Source organism: Ensifer sp. Root31 (genome assembly GCF_001424825.1).
Classification (GTDB): domain Bacteria; phylum Pseudomonadota; class Alphaproteobacteria; order Rhizobiales; family Rhizobiaceae; genus Ensifer; species Ensifer canadensis.
On the sequence record NZ_LMCO01000011.1, the window covers coordinates 99,360 to 119,309 of the forward strand.

The following is a 19,950-nucleotide window of genomic DNA, read 5'->3' on the forward strand; positions in this document are numbered from 1 at the left end:
TCAGCAAAGATGAGGCTGCGCCTGCCGACCGAATGTTACCAGAACGAGAAGCGCAGGCCGGCTCTGATCTCGTGACGGGAAAGTCCATCGTCGAAACCCTTTGCCCCGCTCGCACCCGCCAGTGCCTCGGCACCGAAGCCGAACATCTCGCCGTCGCCGATATGCGAGTAACGGTAGCCGACATCGAGCTTCAGACGATCGCTGAGGTCGTAGGAGACGCCGGTCATCAGCGCATAGGTGAAGCGCCAGCTGTCGCGACCGTCAAATGAGGTTGTGGCCGGAGCGCCGGCACAGGCGCCGCCGCCGGCAACGCAGCTCTCACTGGCAAAGGCGGTATTCCAACGCAGATTGGTCGCGCCGATACCGGCGCCGAGATAGGGCGTGAAGCCGGCGAGCGTTCCGAAATCGACATAGGCGTTCGCCATCAGGCCCAGCGCGGAAAAATCCGCCGTCGCGGCAAAGGCGCAGGACGTGCCGGCACCCTGCCCCGCGCAGGGGCTTGCGGTCAGCGACGAGCCGTCGAAACGACCCTCGAAATAATCGACCGTGAGGTCAGCGCGGAAAGTGTCGGTGATCTGGTAGCCGAGGCCGATGGTGCCCGAAAGCGGTTTATCGAAGCGTGCACCGTCGAACGGAATATTGCTGTAACCGGTCCCCTGATCGAAGGTGCGGTAGCTAGGATCGCCTTCGTCGCGCCAGCCGGCGTAACCGATGTCGCCGCGCAGGTAGAGGCCGCTGCTGCCGGTTGCTTCCTGGGCAATCGTGATTTCGGGGGCGTCGATCAGGGTCTCGTCTGCGGCAACTGCCGGACCGGAAAGCAACAGGCCGACACCGAACGCGGCTCCGCAGATCCCGTTTCGCCATTCCATGCCCATGCCCTTTCGCTGCCATTGCCGTCGCCGAATAGGATCCACCCACCAGCTGCTTCGTTCAGCGTTAACTATTGCAGACGGAGGTTAACTCGCGGTTAACCATGCCCGTTGGGATTTGGGCAAAGCTTTGGGCGAAACGACAAAGGCCGCCCCGGGGGCGGCCTTCATGATTTCAGCGTCATATGTCTTACTTGTAGACGATCGGCTCCGGCTCGTAGGGAACTTCGCAGACATTGCCGAAGGAGTAGCGCAGACCAGCGCGTGCCTCGTGGATGTAGAAACCCTCGTCGAAGCCCGGGCCGCCGCCGTTGTTGTAGCCGAACATGTCGCCATCATCGACCTGGCGGAAGCGGTAGCCAACGTCTGCCTTGAGATTGCAGGTCAGGTCGATCGCAGTACCGGCCATGAGCGCGTAGGTGAAGCGCCAATCGCTCTCGCCACCGTGATCCGTCGTCGGGTCGCAATCTGCCGGATTGCTGACACTGCAGCTGGTGTTGCGCAGTCCGTCCCATTTCACGTGCGTGGCACCGATACCGGCACCGACATAGGGGGTGAAGGCGCCGTAGGTGCCGATGTCGACATAGGCGTTGGCCATCAAGCTCCAGGCGGAAACCGAGCTTGTGTCACTTGACACGCAGGGACCCGCGACGATCCCGCAGCCGCCCAAGGTCGAGCCGTTGAAGTCGCCACCGCCCCAGTAGTCGAGCGTGACGTCGGTGCGCAGATAGTTGTTGAACTGGTAACCGACACCGCCGCCAATGACCCAGGAGTCATCGATATCGGCCGAGGCGAACTCAGCGATAGAGCCGCCCGGGCCTCCCTGGTAGTAATTCGCGCCGCGCAGGTCGTTCCAGGCGTAGCCGACGTCGCCGCGCAGATACCAGCCGCTGGTCTGGATCACTGGCTCGACGATAGGCGCTTCGACAGGCGGTTGGTAAATGTCGGCAGCAAAAGCTGCCGTGCCGCTGAGCAAGACTGCAACAACGCCACTCAAAATTCTCTTCATGGCCCACTCCAATACATTCGGTTGCTTGGTGCACCATGAAAGTGGTGTCCAAATCCTGACGTTGGTTATGGATAATGAGGGGGAAAGGTTAAACTCCGATTAACTACAAACGTTTACCGTGTGCATTAAGGAACGTTAATACTCCGGGCTGCGGCAACTTGTTCTTTGGCGAGCAAAGAAAAGGCCGGTGATTGTCACCGGCCCTGGAGGAAACTTCTGAAGGTACGCTTTTAAGCAGCGTTACGCGCGCTGCCGATGACATTGATCAGCCCGTCGACGATCCGCTCGACCTGGCCGCGGTCATCGCCCTCGGCCATGACCCGGATCAAAGGCTCTGTACCCGACGGACGGATCAGCAGGCGGCCGGACTTGGCAAGCTCGGCTTCCGCATCGGCAATCGCCTGGCGCACGGCTGCATCCTCGAGCGGCTTGCCGGCGGACACGCGCACATTCTTCAAGACCTGTGGCACCGGCTCGAAACGGTGGCAGACCTCGCTCACCGGCTTGCCCAGGCGCTTGACGACCGCAAGGATCTGCAGGGCGGCCACGAGACCGTCACCGGTCGTGCCGAAGTCCGACAGCACGATGTGGCCGGACTGCTCGCCACCGACATTCAGGCCGTCCTGGCGCATCTGCTCGACAACGTAGCGGTCGCCGACCTTGGTGCGGCGCAGCTCGATACCACGGCCCTTGAGGTAACGCTCCAGCCCCAGGTTGGACATGACGGTTGCGGCGATCGCGCCGCCACGCAGCGTGCCATCCTCGGCCCAGCTGTCGGCGATAACAGCCATCAGTTGGTCGCCATCGATCACAGTGCCGTTCTCATCGACGATCAGAACCCGGTCGGCGTCGCCATCAAGCGCGATACCGATGTCGGCGCGCACCTCATGCACCTTCCTGGAAAGGGCCGCCGGATGGGTCGAGCCGCAATCGAGGTTGATATTGACACCATTCGGCTCGGTCCCGATCGACACCACCTCGGCGCCGAGTTCCCAAAGCGCCTGGGGTGCAACCTTGTAGGCGGCGCCGTTGGCGCAATCGATGGCGATCCGCAGGCCCTGAAGGGTGACGTCGCGCGGCAGGGTGCGCTTGGCGTGTTCGAGATAACGATAAATGTCGCCGTCGACGCGCTTGGCGCGGCCGATGTCTTCCGCCTTGGCGAGCTGGCCGGACAGATCCTGATCGAGCAGCGCTTCGATCTTGGCTTCGATATCGTCGGAGAGCTTATAGCCATCAGGGCCGAACAGCTTGATGCCGTTGTCCTGGAACGGATTGTGCGACGCGGAAATCATCACACCGATATCAGCGCGCAGCGAGCGCGTCAGCATGGCAACGCCGGGGGTCGGGATCGGTCCGAGCAGGAACACGTCGAGACCCGCAGCCGTAAAACCGGCAACCATGGCGTTTTCAAGCATATAGCCGGAGAGGCGCGTGTCCTTGCCGATCACCACCCGGTGGCGATGGGCGCCATTGCGGAAGATCGTACCGACTGCAATGCCGACCCGCATGGCGAGATCCGGCGTCATTGGAAAGATATTGGACTGACCGCGGATACCGTCCGTGCCGAAATACTTGCGCTTCATAAGAACTCCATCGTTCTGCTGGGTCAATGCAGGCTTTGCCTGCTTCACCTGTCTGCGTGCTCCGCGACTGGGTTTCATTGACCAGACCTCATATCATTCCGGCTGTTGCCGTGGCCCCCGCGACATTGATGCCGAAGCAAAGGCCGAGAGTATTTCGTTTCTTCTTTGACACAAAACCAATGCAAACGGCAGCGACGATAGCATCAGAAATCATTACATCGCGTTACCAAGTGCAATCCTGCACGTACAGCGCCGCGCGTCTTATTGGACGCGCAAAGGTCGCTGTAGCACTTTGAATTACTGCATGTTTTTATCCTTAAATCGAATGCGATTTAAGGAAAACGTGCAGTAGCAACAAAAAGCCGCCGCACCCTCCGGCGCGGCGGCTTCTGAGTTAAGCGTCTGAAACCAAAACCGCTATTGCGGCTGCGGCTCGAACCCACCTTCGGATTCTTCGCCCTTGTTACCCGACGAACCCTCTTTCTTCACGCCAGCGGAAGGCACGGCGGAGCCGCGATGCGGCGGGGTGTCGTCGCCGAGGTCGCGCGCCGGCTTTTCGCCGCGGATCAGCGCCTTGATCTCTTCGCCGGTCAGGGTTTCGTACTCGAGCAGCCCTTCCGCCAAAGCCACGAACTCGTGGTTCTTGTCGGTGAGGATCTTGCGGGCGGTCTCGTAGGCCTCATCGATCAGACGACGGATTTCGTTGTCGATCTTCTGAGCGGTCGCTTCCGAAACGTTCTTCTGCTGCGCAACGGAGTGACCAAGGAAGACTTCCTGCTGGTTCTCGCCGTAGGAAACCTGGCCGAGCTGGTCGGAGAAGCCCCACTGCGTCACCATCGCTCGAGCAAGCTTGGTTGCCTGCTCGATGTCGGATGAAGCGCCGGAGGTGATGTTCTCCTTGCCAAAAGTCAGTTCTTCGGCGACGCGTCCGCCCATCATGATGGCGAGCCGCGAGACCATCCACTTGTAGCTCATGGAATAGCGGTCGCCTTCCGGCAGCTGCATCACCATGCCAAGCGCTCGTCCACGCGGAATGATAGTCGCCTTGTGCAGCGGATCGGCCGAGGGAACGTTGAGCGCCAGGATTGCGTGTCCGGCTTCGTGGTAGGCGGTCAGCTTCTTTTCGGCTTCGGTCATGGCGGAGGAGCGGCGCTCCGCACCCATCATGATCTTGTCCTTGGCGTCTTCGAACTCGAGCATGGTGACGACGCGCTTGTTGCGGCGCGCGGCCATCAGGGCAGCTTCGTTGACGAGGTTCATCAGGTCGGCACCGGAAAAGCCGGGCGTGCCGCGGGCCAGAACCTTGAGGTCGACATTCGGCGCCAGCGGCACGTTGCGAACGTGCACCTTGAGGATGCGTTCGCGGCCGTTGATATCCGGGTTCGGCACCACGACCTGGCGGTCGAAACGGCCCGGGCGCAGAAGGGCCGGATCGAGAACGTCGGGACGGTTGGTCGCCGCGATCAGGATGATGCCTTCATTGGCCTCAAAGCCGTCCATCTCGACCAGCAACTGGTTCAGCGTCTGCTCGCGTTCGTCGTTGCCGCCGCCGAGACCGGCGCCGCGATGGCGACCGACGGCGTCGATTTCGTCGATGAAGATGATGCAGGGCGCATTCTTCTTGGCCTGTTCGAACATGTCGCGCACACGGCTTGCGCCGACGCCGACGAACATTTCGACGAAGTCCGAACCGGAGATGGTGAAGAAGGGAACGTTGGCTTCACCTGCGACCGAGCGGGCAAGCAGCGTCTTACCGGTACCGGGAGGGCCGACGAGCAGCACGCCGCGCGGAATACGTCCGCCGAGCCGCTGGAACTTCTGCGGGTCGCGCAGGAATTCGACGATTTCTTCCAGATCCTGCTTGGCTTCATCGACACCGGCAACGTCGTCAAAGGTGACGCGGCCATGCGCTTCCGTCAGAAGCTTGGCCTTGGATTTGCCAAAGCCCATGGCGCCTCGCGAACCGCCCTGCATCTGACGCATGAAGAACAGCCAGACGCCGAGGATCAAAAGCATTGGCAGCAGCGTGCCGATATAGCTCAGGAACCCGGAGGAGCCATCGGTTTCCGGACGAACGGTTACCGTCACGTCCTTGGCTTCCAGACGCTCGGTGAGCGCGGTGTCAACCGAAGGTGCATAAGTCTGGAACGTCGCGCCGCTTTCAGAATAGCTGCCGATGACCTTGGAGCCGGTGATCACGACTTCCTTGACGCGGCTCGCATCGACGTCCTTGAGGAACTGCGAGAACGGAATCTCGCGCGAGCCGGTGCGCTCGGTCGGTTGCTGAAACATGCTAAACAGCGCGATCAGCAAAAGCGCTATGATTGCCCAAAGGGCAAAATTACGAAAATTAGGGTTCATCGAACTCCCCGGAACCTGTCACGACCCGCACATTTCGCCGGGCCGCTTTCTTGCCCCTAACATAGGGTTCTGGCGACGCCTTGCCAAGGCAAACCGCCAACTACCGTTCCATTTCTGTCAACAGATCGTGAACCGGCGACCGAACATAGGGCTGACGCCCGAACAATCCGGCAATCATCTCCGCCATGATCAGGTCGAAACCCGGCAAAAAGGTGTCGTAGGGGCCTATGCGCGGCTCAACGTCGGTCTTCGCGACGCAATTGTCGTCTGTGGATACAACACAAGGCGCGGAAACCGACGCCCGCTTGGCAACGCCCGGTGGCAGTCCTGCGGCAATAAGTCTCTGTTGTTGCAGGCCGCCATCGTTGGTGGCGCCGATCTGCACCATGCCATTTCCGACATTTCGAACCGTAAAGCGGCCATCCCAGATGCCGGCCTCGCCAGGCCTCAGCGCCAGAAGCGGCAGATCGCGCGCCTCGCGATAAAGGTAAAGGTCGGTCGCACGCCTGTCGAACACGACGCGTCCCGCCGTCAGCCGTCCGGGTTCGTCCCGCTCGAGAAACGCCATCAGTCGCGTCACCGTTTCCGCGGCCAGTGGATGCGTCCTGCCACCGACGACAGCAGCCATTGCCAGAAGCGCGCGGCGGCAGTCGGCGTCGACGCATCTGGCGACAGCAGCGCCGGCAAAGCTCACCACGAGGTTTTCGTGAACGCGCGCATGAAGCTTCAGCCAGGCGGCGGCCCTTGCCGAGGAGCGCGCCCGCGACGCAGCATCCCATGCGGCAGCCACTTCGTCGCCCGTTTCGGCGAGGCGCTCGCGGGTGCGCACACGCTCAAAGCGCATATTCATGTTGCTCGGATCGTCGAACCAGCCAACGCCCTCCGCGCTCAGAAAAGCGCGTATGTCGGCGCGGCGAAGGCCGAGAAACGGGCGCAACACCCAGAAGCGCTTGTCGTAGAGCGTTGCGTCGGCCATTCCGGCGCCACCGGGCCCCTGCCCGCGCTCGGACCGCATCAGGATCGTCTCGCGCTGGTCATCGAGGGTGTGCCCGGTGACGAGGCAGGTGGCCCCGAGTTCATCGGCAGCGCTCGCCAGCAGTTGATAGCGCTTGTTACGTGCCGCGGCCTGAATTCCCGCCGTCGGCTTGTGGCCGTCCCAGCGTTTGACCATATGTGCAATGCCGAGGCTGGCGCAGAAGGCGGCGATCGCCTCCGCTTCATCGGCGGAGCCGGGCCTCAGGGCATGGTCGACCGTGCAGGCGGCAAGGGAAAGGTCGGCTTTGCCGGTTGCCTCGATCGCCCGGTGCAGGGCAAGAAGCAGTCCCTTGGAATCGCTACCGCCTGAGACAGCTACGAGCAGTCGGGCGGGCCGATGGAAGAATGAAAGAAATCGTTTCGCCGTTTCGAGAACGGCCAGGTGCCCCGGCGTCTCAGCAGCCAAAGCGGCTTTGCTCGCTCGTCACCTTTGCGCGCACGGCCGGCGAGGCCTTCGGATAGCGCTTGTTCACCTCACGCAACGTGGCGCAGGCAGTTTCCTTGTTGTCGAGCGCGCCAAGCGACATGCCGAGTTTCAGCAGCATTTCCGGAGCCTTCGGCGATTTGGCGTGCGCCTGGTGTGCATTCAGGAACGTCTTGGCAGCTTCGCTGTACTTGCCCTGCGAATACTGCGCCTCGCCCATCCAGAAACTGGCATCGGCCGCCTTTTCGCCCTGCGGGAAGACGTCGAGATAGTCGCGGAACTCCTGCTCGGCGGTGCTGTAGTCGCCGGAAAGCACGTGCCCATAGGCCGACTGGTAGAGGTCGCCGGGGTTGTCGAGCGCTGCCGTCTGCCGCTGGCTATCCGGATTGGCGTTGAGCCCGCCATCGGTGCCCGGAAGTGCTACGCCGGGATCGACACCGGGAGGCGTGGCGTTGGCGCCAGGCTGTGCGTCTGTCGTCGTCGAAATCGGATTGCCGCTCTCGTCGAAGACGATCTGGCCGAGTGTCGTCGGCGGTGCCGCACCGGTCGTGCCCTGATTGGCACCCGATGCGGCCATGCCGGTGCCGGGATCGACAGGCGCCATCGTCTGGCTATCCGTCACCTGAGGGGTGACGGACGCCTGATCGCTGGACTTCGGCGTCTGCAATGCGCCGCTCTTCTTCGGGGAGGCCTTGCCGCTTTCCAGATCCTGGAAGCGGAACTCGTTGTCCTCCTGGAACTTCCGGATCTGCTCCTGCATCTGCAGGAGTTGGAAGCTCATTTCCTCGATACGCCCGTTGAGCGAGCGGATCTGTTCTTCAAGTTGGCCGACCCGTGTGGTTTCGGACGCCTGTACCTTCACGACGGGAAGACTGTGCGCCCCTGCCGTGTCGGCGTGTGTCGTTCGGGCCATGAGCCCGGAAAGCGGCATGGCGTTTACTGTCTGGCCCAGGCCCGAAAGGGCCGCGAGACCAAGCAGTCCAGCCACGACAAATTTCTTCATTTCATTTGTCCTGTTCGAATACCGGTTTTCCCACCCTGGAATCGGGGCCCGCAATACATCTCGCCGATTCATCTGGATGATTGCCGCACAGTTTTCCAATTACCCTGAAAAAGCAACGGAGTTCGGCCAAAGTGTGGTAAAAAAGCAAAGGGCGGCACAAGGCCGCCCTTATAATTTAGCGATGCGTGATCGGAAGATCACATGCCGGCGCCACCGAGAACGGTCACGGCGCGGCGGTTCTGCGACCAGCACGAGATGTCGTCGCAAACGGCAACCGGCTTTTCCTTGCCGTAGGAGATCGTCTTCAGGCGGTTGGCCGGAACGCCGCGCGAAATCAGATAGTCCTTGGTGGAAGCAGCGCGGCGAGCGCCGAGTGCCAGGTTGTATTCGCGGGTGCCGCGTTCGTCGGCATGGCCTTCGACGGTGACGGCGTAGTTCGGGTACTTGGCCAGCCACTGAGCCTGACGGTCGAGCGTCTGCTGGGCGTCGGCGCGGATCGAGGTCGAGTCCGTGTCGAAGAAGATACGGTCGCCGACATTGACGGTGAAGTCCTGCTGCGAACCCGGCGTTGCAGCGCCGGCGCCGAGACCAAGCTCGTTGGCATTGTTCGGCATGTTCTTCTTCGAGGCGCAGCCAGCGATGGCAAGGGTCATGACAAGTGCGATCATGACCGGGTTGCGAGCGATGGTCTGCATGCGGCCTGCGGCCGGGGTGTCAATTCGGCTCATGCGCCGGTCTCCTTGAGAAGTGTCTGAATTCACGGTTGCCAGACTGTAACCGGAAGCGGTTAATCGCTATTCAACAGTTATGGTTAACAAATCGATAATTTAAGCTCGGCGCCTGCTAGACCAGCACTTTGCGGCGAGAAAGCGGCATCGTCGCCACAATCCCCGCCGCAAAGGCGAGCCTGCTATTCAAGCCGCGGCGACCAGGCCGGGTCCGAGGCAAAGCCCTGTGTCGGGACGGCCTGCTCGTTGTAACCGGTCAGATCGATCGAGTAGAGCTGCGGTCCGCCGGCACCGGCGTTCTGGCGGAAGAACATCAAAACGCGGCCGTTCGGCGCCCAGGTCGGGCCTTCATTGTGGAAGCCTGTGGTCAGGATGCGCTCACCCGAACCGTCCGGCTTCATCACGCCGATCGAGAACTTGCCGCCCGACTGCTTGGTGAAGGCGATGAGGTCGCCACGCGGAGACCAGACCGGCGTCGAATAGGAACCGTCGCCGAAGGAGATACGACGCTGACCGGAGCCATCGGCACCCATGACGTAGATCTGCTGACGTCCGCCGCGGTCGCTTTCAAAGGCGATCTGGCCACCATCCGGCGAATAGGACGGTGCCGTATCGATCGCCGGCGTGCTGGTGAGCCGTGTCGTCGTGCGCGAGCGCAGGTCCATCGTGTAGATGTTGGCGTTGCCGTCCTGCTGCAGGCTCATGATGACGCGCTGGCCATCGGGCGAGAAGCGCGGCGAGAAGGTCATGCCCGGAAAGTTGCCGACAACCTCCCGCTGTCCGGTCTCCAGCTGCAGCAGGTAGACCCGCGGCTGCTGGTTTTCGAACGACATGTAGGTGACTTCCTGACGGTTCGGCGAGAAGCGCGGCGTCAGAACGATGTCGTTGGAGTTGGTGAGCGGTCGTGGATTTGCGCCATCCTGGTCCATGATCGCAAGCTGGCGCTTGCGGGCGGTCTTCGGGCCGCTTTCGGCAACGTAGACGACACGCGTATCGAAGTAGCCCTTTTCGCCGGTGATGCGCTCATAGATCGCATCGGCGATGATATGGGCAACACGACGCCAGTTTTCAGGCTGGGTGAAGAACTGCTGCCCGGTCATCTGCGTGCCGGCAAACGTGTCCCAAAGCCGGAACTCGGCCTTCAGGCGACCGTCGGCCTCCTGCGTCACGCGACCGGTGACGAGCGCCTGGGCGTTGATGACCTTCCAGTCCTCGAACCGCGGCGCGGCGTCGGGGTTGCTGATCTTTTCGATGAAGGCACCGCGGTCGATCGGCTTAAACAGGCCCGACCGCTTGAGGTCGGCTGCGACCACGTCCGAAATCTTCTTGCCGAGTTCACCCTGCAGGAAGTCGGTGATCGCGATCGGCAACGGTTCGACATTGCCCTTGTTGATGTTGATTTCAACGACCGCATTCGCCGGCGTCGCCGCCACGAAGGCGGCCAGCAGACCCGCTGCCACCATCAGGGCGCGGAAAAAAGAGCTCTTGATCATAGAGACAAGCCTTTCAGCTTAGTACGAAGGGTTTGCAGGGTTGGTTTGCTATCCGGCATGATTCCAATCCCGGCAGCTCTAGAGTGCGAAATCCGAGGGGTCGAAGTTCAGCACGAGGGTATTCCATCCTTTTTCGCCGTCATATTTTTCAGGCGGCAGGTTCTGTAGCGGTGCCGAGCGGCGGAGCGCGCGCAGCGTGCTGCTCTCGACGGCGCGGCGCGTTCCTTCCGGCCCCCCCGTGGCGGTCACCTCCGGCTCACCGACGATGTTGCCCGAGGGATCCAGTTGCACCCGGATCGAGACGCGCACTTCCTCGACGCCTGTGAGACCGGCCATCAGCGACCATTTGTCCTGGATCTGACCCTTCACACCGTCGATCTCGTTGGCGCTCAAGCCCACGCCGATGGTCTTCTTGCCACCGAGAGCCGCCTCCTGCGTCGAGCGCTTGGCGCCACCGGCAGAGGGATCTTGCCGGTTGAGAAGGGCGGCAATTTCGTCAGCGTTAAACTTGCTCTCCTCAGTGGAGGCCGCCTTCTTCTGTTCCTTCGGCGTCTGCTCGTTCTTGCGGTCAGGTGTCTTTGCCGACTGTGCCGGTTTTTCGACCTTGGGCTTGGCAGCCGGCGTCGGCACCTTTTCGGGCAACGCTTCGGCTTCCGGATTTTCGGCCGGCTTTTCTTCGGCCGGCGCCGGTTCCGGCTTGGTTTCGGGCTTTACTTCCTGCTTGGCTTCCGGCAGTGCCGCGACTTCGGTCGCCGGTTCGGAAGCAGGCTTCGTCTCCTCGACCTTCTTGATTTCCTGCTCGACCGGATCGGGCGTCGGTTCGGGCTTCTCGTTCTTATCCGGCGAGGCCGTGGCCTCGCTCTTCGACGGCTTGGCGTTCGGCGTCGGCGGCGTTTTCAGGTCCGTGTCGTTGTCGCCGATGTTCTCGGCCGGCTGGCTCGTTTCCGGACGTTTGGTCGGAACCGGCGACGATGTTTCCTTCTTCGGTGCCTTCTTGTCGCCCTGCTGGACCTGGGTCATTTCCGAATAGGGTACGATATCGACAGGCAAGGCTTCGACGTCGGCGACCTGGAAGTCAGCCGGGCTGCCGAGCGAAACCAGCGCCCAGGTCAGAACCAGAGCGTGAAGCAGACCAGATGTGGCGAGACTGCCCTTCATGGCCAAGGATCACTTTTCCTGTTCTTGCAGCGTCACGAGGCCGAGGTTCTTGAACCCTGCAGCCGAGATGCGCGCCATGACCTTCATCACCGTGCCATAGTCGGCATTGGTGTCACCGCGCACGTAGATGCGTTCGTTGTAGCCGGTGGTGGCAATCGCCTCGAGCTTGGGCACGACCTCTTCGATCGCGATCGGCGTTTCCTGCAGGAAGATCTCACCGGCGGGGTTGACCGAAACGGTGATCGGCTGCGTATCGGAATTAAGCGCCTTGGCCTGCGTTTCCGGCAGGTCGATCGGCACGCCGACCGTCATCATCGGTGCGGCGACCATGAAGATGATCAGCAGCACCAGCATCACGTCCACAAAGGGCGTGACGTTGATTTCGCTCATGATCGCTTTCTTGCCGCCGCGGCGGCGGCGACCGCCGCCCGACCCCTTGGCTCCGCCAACCGACATACCCATCAGCGTGGTCTCCGTGCTCTCTGGCGATTACTGCGCGGCCTGGCGCGGGTTCTGCAGTTTCTCGTCGATCTGCCGCGACAGGATCGCGGAAAACTCGTCGGCGAAGGCTTCCATACGCGCCGACAGCTTGCCGGCGTCAGCGGAAAACTTGTTGTAGGCGATAACCGCGGGAATAGCGGCGAGCAGGCCGATGGCCGTTGCCAGCAGCGCTTCGGCGATACCGGGGGCCACAACTGCAAGGTTGGTCGACTTCGAACCGGCGATCGCCTGGAACGAGGTCATGATACCGACGACGGTACCGAAGAGGCCGATGAAGGGTGCCGCCGAACCGATGGTCGCGAGCGAACCGAGGCGCGCTTCCAGCGATTCCGATTCACGCGCAAGCGTCACGTCCATGGCACGGTCGATACGCATCTGCAGGCCGATCGGCGAGCGAGCGCCGCGCTCGAAGCTCTTCTTCCATTCGCGCATCGCCGAGACGAAGATCGCCCCCATGCCCGCCGTCTGGCGGTCGGAGAGCGTGCGGTACAGCTCTTCGAGCGATTGGCCCGACCAGAACACCTGCTCGAAGCCGTCGAGCTGGCGACGGACACGGCCGTAGTTCAGCGTCTTGTCGACGACGATCGCCCATGTCCACACCGAAGCTGCAATCAGCCCCAGCATGACCAACTTCACGACAAAGCCCGCTTGCATGAACAGCGACCAGAGGGTCACATCGTGCGTCGCAGCGGCCAATCCAACCTGTTCCATCGTTTTCAGTCCCCGAATCCAAACACCCGGCAAGAGCGGCTCATGCTCGTGACCGGGTAGCCCAAACGTCCTGTTGCAAGAATGCCCCGGCGCCGCCGCTGGTCGCACCATCGCGACCTTTATTAGCTTATGGTTGCCTTCTTGCCGTCAATTTTGGTCAAAGGATGACGTGCACTGCACAAATCCTGATGGGCTGATTAAGACACCATTATGGTTAAGGGAGTGTTACCGCGCTGTGTCTTTCCGGCCGCACCTTGAGGCCAAGCGCCCATCACGGAACTTCCCTCGTCGGCGGGCGTTTTCTCGCCATGACCACGCAAACGACACGACATCGCGACCGGCGGTCCACCCCGCAGCACTTCGATCAGCGCGATCGCTTGATCCTGGCACTCTACGCGCAGTTGAAGGCCGAGCGGGAAACCCGCGCCGCGCTGGAAGAGGCACTCGCCAACGGCGTCCTATCCAGCGAGGTGCTTCAGGCAATCATCTCCGATCCGATCCCTGCCATCACCAGCGAAGATATCGCGGGCATCGAGCAGGCCCTCGCCCAAGACGCAGTCCGCGCGTCAGGCACCAAACCGCTGAACGGAGAACGCTGACCTGCGCAAGAACCCGCTCATCAAGCGACGGCACGAGCTGCAAGCATTGCTCGACGGCATGGGCCCCGCCGGCACACGCCGGATCTGGTGGCCTAGTTCGACTTAGCCGAGTTCTCTGACGATGGACACATTCGCCAGGCGCTTCGAAGGGCTGCGCCGCGACAAGGAGGCCAAGGCCGTGACACAGGAAAGACCGAAGATGACGAAGGAGCCCGAACCCGATGCGAAACGTGCGCCGAACCAAGCAGTGCGTGCGCAGGGCAACGCGAAGCGTGCCTCGCGCGAAACGCCGAGCGCGGCGAATTCGGTTACGGACGACACCGTTCTCGGCGTTCGCATCACCCATCCGGAGCGCGAGCTGTTCGAGGGAGAGCGCATCACCAAGCTCGATCTCGCCCGCTACTACGCCGTCGTGGCGGACAAGATGCTGCCCTTTGCCAGCGGTCACCTGCTGTCGCTGATTCGGTGCCCGCAGGGCGGACGCGGCCAATGCTTTTACCAGAAGCATGCCAGCGAGGGTTTTCCGGCCGAGATCCGCGAGACACCGGTGAAGGAATCCTCCGGCGACACCGAGAACTACATGTATGTGCGTGATGCCAAGGGTCTTGTTGCGGCGGTCCAGATGGGAACGCTGGAATTTCACATCTGGGGATCGCCGGTCGACAAGATCGAGACGCCGGACCGATTGGTGTTCGACCTCGACCCCGACCCAAGCGTCGATTTTTCAACCGTCAAGGACGCCGCACTCCGCCCTCGAGACGCGCTCGACGACATCGGCCTCCAATCGGTTCCCATGGTTACCGGCGGCAAGGGCGTGCATGTCATCGTTCCGCTGGCGCCACGCGCACCATGGGAGGACGCGAAACGCTTCGCCAAGTCGTTCGCGCAGGGCTTTGCCGACCGCGATCCGGATAATTTCATTGCCACCATGTCGAAGGCAAAGCGCCAGGGCAGGATCTTCATCGACTGGCTGAGGAACGAACGCGGCGCGACAGCGATCGCTCCCTATTCCACCCGAGCCCGCGCAGGTGGACCGGTGGCAACGCCCGTCAGCTGGAGCGAGCTTTCCAACCTCGACGCAGCCAACGGTTTCCATATCGCCGATATCCTCCAGCGCATCGAAAATGGAATGGAACCCTGGTCTGAGCTTGGCGATACAAGGCAGTCCCTGACCAAGAAGATACTGGATACGCTGGCCGAATAAGCGGGGCGGCTAGGCCGCCACCTGCCGCAGGCCCTCGATCCATACGTACGTCCGCATGATCGTCAGCTGCACAAGCGGTACGGGTTGCAACTAACCTCCTGGCAACGAAAAAAGCGCCCTTCAGAAAGGACGCTTCGATGCATGCAACAGCACGTGCCGGCTTAACCCACGCTTTGCCTTGCCTGTGTGAATTTCGTCGCCAGCGCTTCGGGCAGGCGGCGGGGACGGCCCTGGCCGTTGATCACCGCGATAATCACCTTGGCGGCGATCAGCAATTGCCCATCACGGCGGATCTCCTGCAGCAGCACCATCTTGGCACCGCCCGCTTTCTCCGTCACCGTGCCGATCGTCAGGATGTCGTCCATGCGCGCCGGCGCCTTGAAGTCGATCTCCATGCGATGCACGACAAAGACGATACCCTCGCTGTCCCCCTCGATCGCCAGCGTCGCCTGCTCGACGCCGAGCAGCCGCAGGAAATCCGTGCGGGCGCGCTCCATGAAATGCAAGTAGCGGGCGTGATAAACGACGCCGGAAAAATCGGTGTCTTCGTAATAAACGCGCTGGACCAGTCGATGGCCGCCTTCGGTCAGTTCGCCTGCAATCGAGATCAGGGACATGCTTCTCTCCGACAAGAATTTCCCAAATCCTGTGCAGGAACAAAAAGGCATTTGCAAGCATTGCAGCTTTGTCACAAACCTATCCTACACGTGACACAGCTTTCCTTCCTGATCAGGAGAACCGTGCATGAAGATTGCGATCCTCGGCGGTGATGGTTTCATCGGCTGGCCAACGGCCCTTCACCTGTCCGACGCCGGTCATGACATCCATATTCTCGACAATCTCTCACGCCGCTGGATTGATACCGAGCTCGGCGTGCAGTCTCTGACCCCGATGGATTCGATCCAGGAGCGTACCCGCATCTGGCATGCCGAAACCGGCCGTCGCATTCATTTCAACCTGATCGATCTTGCCCGCGACTACGAGCTTTTGAAGAACTGGCTTACGGAACACCGCCCCGACGCGATCGTGCATTTCGCCGAACAGCGCGCAGCGCCCTATTCGATGAAGAGCGACCGGCACAAGAACTACACCGTCAACAACAACGTCAATGCCACGCATAATCTGCTGAACGCCCTCGTCGAACTCGAACTCGATGCACATCTGGTGCATCTCGGCACCATGGGCGTCTATGGCTATTCCACCGTCGGCGCGGCGATCCCCGAGGGCTATTTGCCTGTTGGCATCGAGACGATGGCGGGCAAAACCGTGACCCAGGACATCCTCTATCCCTCGAATCCCGGCTCGATCTACCACATGACCAAGTGCCTGGATCAGCTGCTTTTCCAGTTCTACGCCAAGAACGATGGCCTCAGGATCACCGACCTGCACCAGGGCATCGTCTGGGGCACCCACACGGAGCAGACCCGCAGGCACGCTCAGTTGATCAACCGTTTCGACTATGACGGCGACTATGGCACCGTGCTGAACCGTTTCCTCATCCAGGCGGCGATCGGCTATCCGCTGACCGTGCATGGTACCGGCGGCCAGACACGCGCCTTCATCCATATCCAGGATTCCGTGCGCTGCATCGAACTGGCGCTGAAGAACCCGCCGGCCCGTGGCAGCCGCGTCGAAATTTTTAACCAGATGACGGAAACCCACCGGGTGCGGGACCTCGCCGAAATGATCGCCACGATCTCCGGTTCGCAGATTGCCTGGCTGCCCAACCCGCGCAAGGAAGCGGCGGAAAATGAACTCGTTGTGCACAACGAAAAGTTCCTGGGGCTCGGCCTCGATCCGATCCGTCTCAGAGATGGTCTGCTTTCCGAAATCGTCGATGTCGCCAGGAAATTTGCCTATCGCGTCGATCGCTCGCGCGTTCCGGCCGTCTCCGCCTGGACCAAGGATATCGCGATGCGCATCAACCACGACCCTGAGGGCAAGCGGCTGAAATCCGTTTCATGACATCACTTGACGATCACCCGGAGGGGCTCCGCCCCTCCTCCCCTGCCTCGTCCGATCATGCATTCGTGACGCTCGTCACCAATGCCGACTATGCGCTCGGCGCCCGCGCGCTCGTCCGCTCGATCCGCCTGACGAACACCCCGGCCGATATCGTCGTTCTCCACACTGGCGGCGTTGCCGCCGACGTCCTTGCGCCACTCTCAACAATCGGCTGCCGCCTTATCGAAACGAAGCTGCTGCCGCTCTCGGAAGCCTTCAACGAGCGCCACGGCAAGCGCAACGTCCACGACAAAGCGCCCTTCACCAAGGGGCGCAAGCCGGCTTTTCATTCGCCGCTCGACAATTTCTGCAAGCTGCGGCTCTGGCAGCTGACAGAATATCGCCGCTGCGTGTTCATCGACGCCGATGCGATCGTTCTCAGAAACATCGACCGGCTGTTTGGCTATCCGGAGTTTTCCGCCGCGCCGAATGTCTATGAAGGTCTTGCCGATTTTCACCGTTTGAATTCCGGCGTCTTCGTTGCCGAGCCATCCATCGCGACGTTCCGCGCCATGCTCGAAAGGCTCGACGCGCCTGAAGCCTTCTGGCCCCGCACCGACCAGACCTTCCTGCAGAGCTTTTTTCCCGAATGGCATGGCCTGCCGGTGACCATGAACATGCTGCAATATGTCTGGTTCAATTTGCCAGAACTCTGGGACTGGTCGTCGATCGGCGTGTTGCACTACCAGTACGAAAAGCCGTGGGAGAAGGACCATCCCCGCACCAAGCAGCTTCGTCCGTTGATCGACCTCTGGTCCGCCTACCTCACCGGCGAGAATATTCCAGACATAGCAACCCTTGCGAATCCGGCTCAGTCATGACGCGCGTGCTCGTCTCCGGTGGCACCGGTTTCGTCGGCCGCTTCATCGTCGAGCATCTGATGGCCGCCGGGTATGACGTTGTTGCCGGCGGCCGCACTCCGCCCGCTCCCGCCTTCTTCTCGAAGCCTGTCGCTTTCGTTCCGCTCGCTCTCGACCCGGATATCGATCAGAGCGTCGCCTTCCGTGACGTCGACCACTTCGTCCATGCCGCCTTCCAGCATGTCGCCGGGCGTTATCGGGGCGGCGAAGGCGATGACCCGGAAGGGTTCCGCCGCAGCAATCTGGACGGCTCCGTCCGCCTGTTTCGAACCGCCCGCGACCACGGCGTGAAGCGTTGCGTCTTCCTGTCGAGCCGCGCCGTCTATGGCGACGAACTGCCGGGCGTAGAACTGTTTGAAGATACGCCCTGCCATCCCGAAAGCCTCTATGGCAGCCTCAAGCTGGAAGCCGAAAATGCACTGGCCGCACTAGGCACGAACGCATTCAAGGCGGTGAGCCTGCGTGTGACCGGCGTCTACGGACGGTCCGGCACAGGTGCCGCTCACAAATGGCAGCCGCTTTTCGATGACTATCTCGCGGGCCGAGAGATTGCGCCACGCGCCGGCACGGAAGTTCATGGCGATGATGTGGCCGCCGCCGTTCGCCTCACCCTCGAAGCACCGCTCGACCGCCTGACGAGCCGCGTGTTCAATATCTCCGATGTCCTCGTCGACAACCGTGCCATTCTGGCAATCGTTCAGCAGATCACCGGATCCAAGCACGCCCTTCCGCGCCCGGCCACCCTGACTGCCTTCAACGCCATGAATAGCGAGAAGATCCGGGCACTTGGCTGGCAGCCGGGTGGGCTGGAGCGATTGCGGGCAACGGTCAGAACGCTGCTTGCCTGACGCCGCAAGCGCATAGGACCAGCGTCCTGCTTGTCTAATTTTAGGACTCGTTTAAAGAGCTTTAATGCACAAATAATTACCTTAGGTTGTCTTCGAATATCTGCGTTAAGGTGGCTGCGCGGGCCGGTTCCGGTCTCGCTCCACAGCTCAACCTCCCGTCGATCGACGGCGCTTCGAAGGAAACAAAACGATGCCTATCGAGACGTTGAATCCTGAAGTCTGGAAGCTTGTCGGCACTTTGAACGGTGAATGGAGAACGAACGGCGGTAAGGATTTTGGATGGGGTACGGTCAAAACCTCATCGCAAACCCTGACCGCGAACGCCTTGCTATCGGTCTACAAGCTGATACACGGCGATCAGAATCTGACGCGCGACTATTATCTCGTTGCCGGCGATGTCTACCACGGCATTCAGGGCTCGCCGTCCAAGCCGTCGTCCAATTGGGTCTCGGTCGGCTTTTATGCCAACCACATGAATCTGCGCATTGAAACGACCTCGGCACAGGCACGTCTCTTGACGTTCGGGCCGAACAGCACGGTCGAGCAGGCAACCATCAGCTTCTCGATCGGCGGCGAACTGAGCGCCGAGTATAGTTCGGAAGGCCCGAAGGCGGGCGCTTCGCTCAGCGCCAATGTCGGCGTCAGCTTCACCGCTTCCGAGGTCTCGTTCGCGGCCCGCCCGGAATCGCGATCAATCGAGTGGCACACCAGCTTGCCGCATGTCGGCTGGGTGTCGTCGGGAATGCCGGCAAATCCCGGCCGCCCATCCTATGCCGGCTATATCTGGAACCCAGCCGTGATCATCGAGGTGCCGCAGGGCGCAGTGCCCAATCTCAAAGGTCGCTTCGAAGTGGATTTCGAATACAATTGGACACGCGGCATCCGCAAGCGGTCGTTCACCCCCGGCATCGACCTCGTTTATCAGTCCCTCATCAAGACCGGCGCCGACGACGCGCAACAGGAACAACAGCTTCCGACGATACTGGAGACGCTACGCTCTCTCGCGGCGACAACCGGCCGGGACGGCAAGACCGATACCTTCCTGATGGCGCTTGAACGCTCACGCGTCATCGATGCCTTCGGGGACAGCAATCTCGACCAGATCGTCATCGCACCGACCAATATCGCTATTCAGGACTATTTCGACAAACACCCACAAACCGCGCTGGAGGCTGTCTCACCCGCGAACCAAAGCTGGCTTGACGCCTGGATTGCAGAGCGGGTCATCAGCACCCCGCCCAACTCGATCGAGGTTGCCAAGCTCAGCACATCAATCAAAGGGATCGCGGGGATGGCAGGAGATTGGTTCGAGTGCGCGGATGGTTTGCTTCTGGTAACCGACACCTATGAAGTCGTACCCGGCTTGCGTAGCGCTCTACAAAATCTCTTCGGCAAGGCCGCCTGACGCGGTTTGCTCAACACCCATAAACAGAAAGGCCCGGCGTCGCGCTCGACGCCGGGTGACCTGAGACCCATCTTCCCTCCATTTTTCAGGAGAGTCGTTGGTTTCAATCTGACTTCAAGCGGCCTGTTTTTCCATAGCCATTTTCATTGCGAATT

The 19,950-nt window shown here is 61.3% G+C and carries 17 protein-coding genes and 1 pseudogene; 6 read left to right on the top strand and 12 right to left on the bottom strand.

The annotated features are described in order from the left end of the window. Positions 1 to 35: 35 nt before the first annotated feature. The 11 genes from ASD00_RS11885 to tolQ all read right to left on the bottom strand — a co-directional run bounded on the left by ASD00_RS11885 (position 36) and on the right by tolQ (position 12,875). On the bottom strand, positions 36 to 869 hold the full coding sequence (locus ASD00_RS11885) for an outer membrane protein (protein ID WP_057206644.1): 834 nt from the start codon (positions 867 to 869) through the stop codon (positions 36 to 38). A 190-nt stretch (positions 870 to 1,059) separates the two neighbouring features. Further along, positions 1,060 to 1,878, bottom strand: a complete 819-nt coding sequence (locus ASD00_RS11890) for an outer membrane protein (protein WP_057206601.1) — start codon at positions 1,876 to 1,878, stop codon at positions 1,060 to 1,062. A gap of 230 nt (positions 1,879 to 2,108) precedes the next feature. Continuing rightward, the gene (gene glmM / locus ASD00_RS11895; protein ID WP_025424723.1) at positions 2,109 to 3,461 is read right to left on the bottom strand and encodes a phosphoglucosamine mutase; all 1,353 of its coding nucleotides are present in this window, start codon (positions 3,459 to 3,461) and stop codon (positions 2,109 to 2,111) included. A gap of 417 nt (positions 3,462 to 3,878) precedes the next feature. Further along, positions 3,879 to 5,822, bottom strand: coding sequence for an ATP-dependent zinc metalloprotease FtsH (gene ftsH, locus ASD00_RS11900; protein ID WP_025424724.1), 1,944 nt, complete (start codon positions 5,820 to 5,822; stop codon positions 3,879 to 3,881). A gap of 100 nt (positions 5,823 to 5,922) precedes the next feature. Then, positions 5,923 to 7,263 carry a tRNA lysidine(34) synthetase TilS gene (gene tilS / locus ASD00_RS11905; protein WP_057206603.1) on the bottom strand — a complete coding sequence of 447 codons (1,341 nt, stop codon included), beginning with the start codon at positions 7,261 to 7,263 and terminating at the stop codon, positions 5,923 to 5,925. Further along, positions 7,253 to 8,284 (bottom strand): tol-pal system protein YbgF, encoded by a 1,032-nt coding sequence (gene ybgF / locus ASD00_RS11910; RefSeq protein ID WP_025424726.1) that lies wholly within the window; start codon positions 8,282 to 8,284, stop codon positions 7,253 to 7,255. The genes tilS and ybgF overlap by 11 nt, the downstream gene beginning before the upstream one ends. A 197-nt stretch (positions 8,285 to 8,481) precedes the next feature. Further along, on the bottom strand, positions 8,482 to 9,012 hold the full coding sequence (pal, locus tag ASD00_RS11915; protein ID WP_025424727.1) for a peptidoglycan-associated lipoprotein Pal: 531 nt from the start codon (positions 9,010 to 9,012) through the stop codon (positions 8,482 to 8,484). 182 nt (positions 9,013 to 9,194) lie between these two features. After that, positions 9,195 to 10,505 (bottom strand): Tol-Pal system beta propeller repeat protein TolB, encoded by a 1,311-nt coding sequence (tolB, locus tag ASD00_RS11920; protein ID WP_025424728.1) that lies wholly within the window; start codon positions 10,503 to 10,505, stop codon positions 9,195 to 9,197. A gap of 78 nt (positions 10,506 to 10,583) precedes the next feature. Then, on the bottom strand, positions 10,584 to 11,663 hold the full coding sequence (tolA, locus tag ASD00_RS11925; RefSeq protein WP_057206605.1) for a cell envelope integrity protein TolA: 1,080 nt from the start codon (positions 11,661 to 11,663) through the stop codon (positions 10,584 to 10,586). 9 nt (positions 11,664 to 11,672) lie between these two features. Continuing rightward, positions 11,673 to 12,125 carry a protein TolR gene (gene tolR / locus ASD00_RS11930; RefSeq protein WP_025424730.1) on the bottom strand — a complete coding sequence of 151 codons (453 nt, stop codon included), beginning with the start codon at positions 12,123 to 12,125 and terminating at the stop codon, positions 11,673 to 11,675. Between the two features lie 27 nt (positions 12,126 to 12,152). Then, positions 12,153 to 12,875: a protein TolQ gene (tolQ, locus tag ASD00_RS11935; RefSeq protein WP_025424731.1), complete on the bottom strand. Its 723-nt coding sequence runs from the start codon at positions 12,873 to 12,875 to the stop codon at positions 12,153 to 12,155. A 308-nt stretch (positions 12,876 to 13,183) separates the two neighbouring features. Between tolQ and ASD00_RS11940 the strand changes: the two genes are divergently transcribed. Further along, a complete protein-coding gene (locus ASD00_RS11940; protein ID WP_025424732.1) occupies positions 13,184 to 13,474 on the top strand; it encodes a hypothetical protein in 291 nt (96 codons plus the stop codon). 78 nt (positions 13,475 to 13,552) lie between these two features. Then, positions 13,553 to 14,678: pseudogene (gene ligD / locus ASD00_RS11945) on the top strand (non-homologous end-joining DNA ligase); the annotation flags it as partial. Positions 14,679 to 14,839: 161 nt separating this feature from the next. Here the strand turns inward: ligD and ybgC are convergent. Next, positions 14,840 to 15,295: a tol-pal system-associated acyl-CoA thioesterase gene (gene ybgC / locus ASD00_RS11950; RefSeq protein WP_057206606.1), complete on the bottom strand. Its 456-nt coding sequence runs from the start codon at positions 15,293 to 15,295 to the stop codon at positions 14,840 to 14,842. 127 nt (positions 15,296 to 15,422) lie between these two features. On the opposite strand from ybgC, the gene ASD00_RS11955 reads away from it, so the two are divergent. The 4 genes from ASD00_RS11955 to ASD00_RS11970 all read left to right on the top strand — a co-directional run bounded on the left by ASD00_RS11955 (position 15,423) and on the right by ASD00_RS11970 (position 19,795). Beyond that, entirely contained in the window at positions 15,423 to 16,643 is a 1,221-nt protein-coding gene (locus ASD00_RS11955) for an NAD-dependent epimerase/dehydratase family protein (protein ID WP_057206608.1), read from the top strand. Beyond that, positions 16,640 to 17,503, top strand: coding sequence for a glycosyltransferase (locus ASD00_RS11960; RefSeq protein WP_057206609.1), 864 nt, complete (start codon positions 16,640 to 16,642; stop codon positions 17,501 to 17,503). Before ASD00_RS11955 ends, ASD00_RS11960 begins: the two co-directional genes overlap by 4 nt. Beyond that, positions 17,500 to 18,390, top strand: a complete 891-nt coding sequence (locus tag ASD00_RS11965; RefSeq protein ID WP_057206611.1) for an NAD(P)-dependent oxidoreductase — start codon at positions 17,500 to 17,502, stop codon at positions 18,388 to 18,390. Before ASD00_RS11960 ends, ASD00_RS11965 begins: the two co-directional genes overlap by 4 nt. A 190-nt stretch (positions 18,391 to 18,580) precedes the next feature. Continuing rightward, entirely contained in the window at positions 18,581 to 19,795 is a 1,215-nt protein-coding gene (locus ASD00_RS11970) for a hypothetical protein (protein ID WP_057206614.1), read from the top strand. Positions 19,796 to 19,950: the final 155 nt, after the last annotated feature.

Bases quoted from the DNA above. Each gene is read 5' to 3' on its own strand.
- ASD00_RS11885 (WP_057206644.1), bottom strand. From the start codon at position 869: ATGGAATGGCGAAACGGGATCTGCGGAGCCGCGTTCGGTGTCGGCCTG.
- ASD00_RS11890 (WP_057206601.1), bottom strand. From the start codon at position 1,878: ATGAAGAGAATTTTGAGTGGCGTTGTTGCAGTCTTGCTCAGCGGCACG.
- glmM (WP_025424723.1), bottom strand. From the start codon at position 3,461: ATGAAGCGCAAGTATTTCGGCACGGACGGTATCCGCGGTCAGTCCAAT.
- ftsH (WP_025424724.1), bottom strand. From the start codon at position 5,822: ATGAACCCTAATTTTCGTAATTTTGCCCTTTGGGCAATCATAGCGCTT.
- ybgF (WP_025424726.1), bottom strand. From the start codon at position 8,284: ATGAAGAAATTTGTCGTGGCTGGACTGCTTGGTCTCGCGGCCCTTTCG.
- pal (WP_025424727.1), bottom strand. From the start codon at position 9,012: ATGAGCCGAATTGACACCCCGGCCGCAGGCCGCATGCAGACCATCGCT.
- tolB (WP_025424728.1), bottom strand. From the start codon at position 10,505: ATGATCAAGAGCTCTTTTTTCCGCGCCCTGATGGTGGCAGCGGGTCTG.
- tolA (WP_057206605.1), bottom strand. From the start codon at position 11,663: ATGAAGGGCAGTCTCGCCACATCTGGTCTGCTTCACGCTCTGGTTCTG.
- tolR (WP_025424730.1), bottom strand. From the start codon at position 12,125: ATGGGTATGTCGGTTGGCGGAGCCAAGGGGTCGGGCGGCGGTCGCCGC.
- tolQ (WP_025424731.1), bottom strand. From the start codon at position 12,875: ATGGAACAGGTTGGATTGGCCGCTGCGACGCACGATGTGACCCTCTGG.
- ASD00_RS11940 (WP_025424732.1), top strand. From the start codon at position 13,184: ATGACCACGCAAACGACACGACATCGCGACCGGCGGTCCACCCCGCAG.
- ybgC (WP_057206606.1), bottom strand. From the start codon at position 15,295: ATGTCCCTGATCTCGATTGCAGGCGAACTGACCGAAGGCGGCCATCGA.
- ASD00_RS11955 (WP_057206608.1), top strand. From the start codon at position 15,423: ATGAAGATTGCGATCCTCGGCGGTGATGGTTTCATCGGCTGGCCAACG.
- ASD00_RS11960 (WP_057206609.1), top strand. From the start codon at position 16,640: ATGACATCACTTGACGATCACCCGGAGGGGCTCCGCCCCTCCTCCCCT.
- ASD00_RS11965 (WP_057206611.1), top strand. From the start codon at position 17,500: ATGACGCGCGTGCTCGTCTCCGGTGGCACCGGTTTCGTCGGCCGCTTC.
- ASD00_RS11970 (WP_057206614.1), top strand. From the start codon at position 18,581: ATGCCTATCGAGACGTTGAATCCTGAAGTCTGGAAGCTTGTCGGCACT.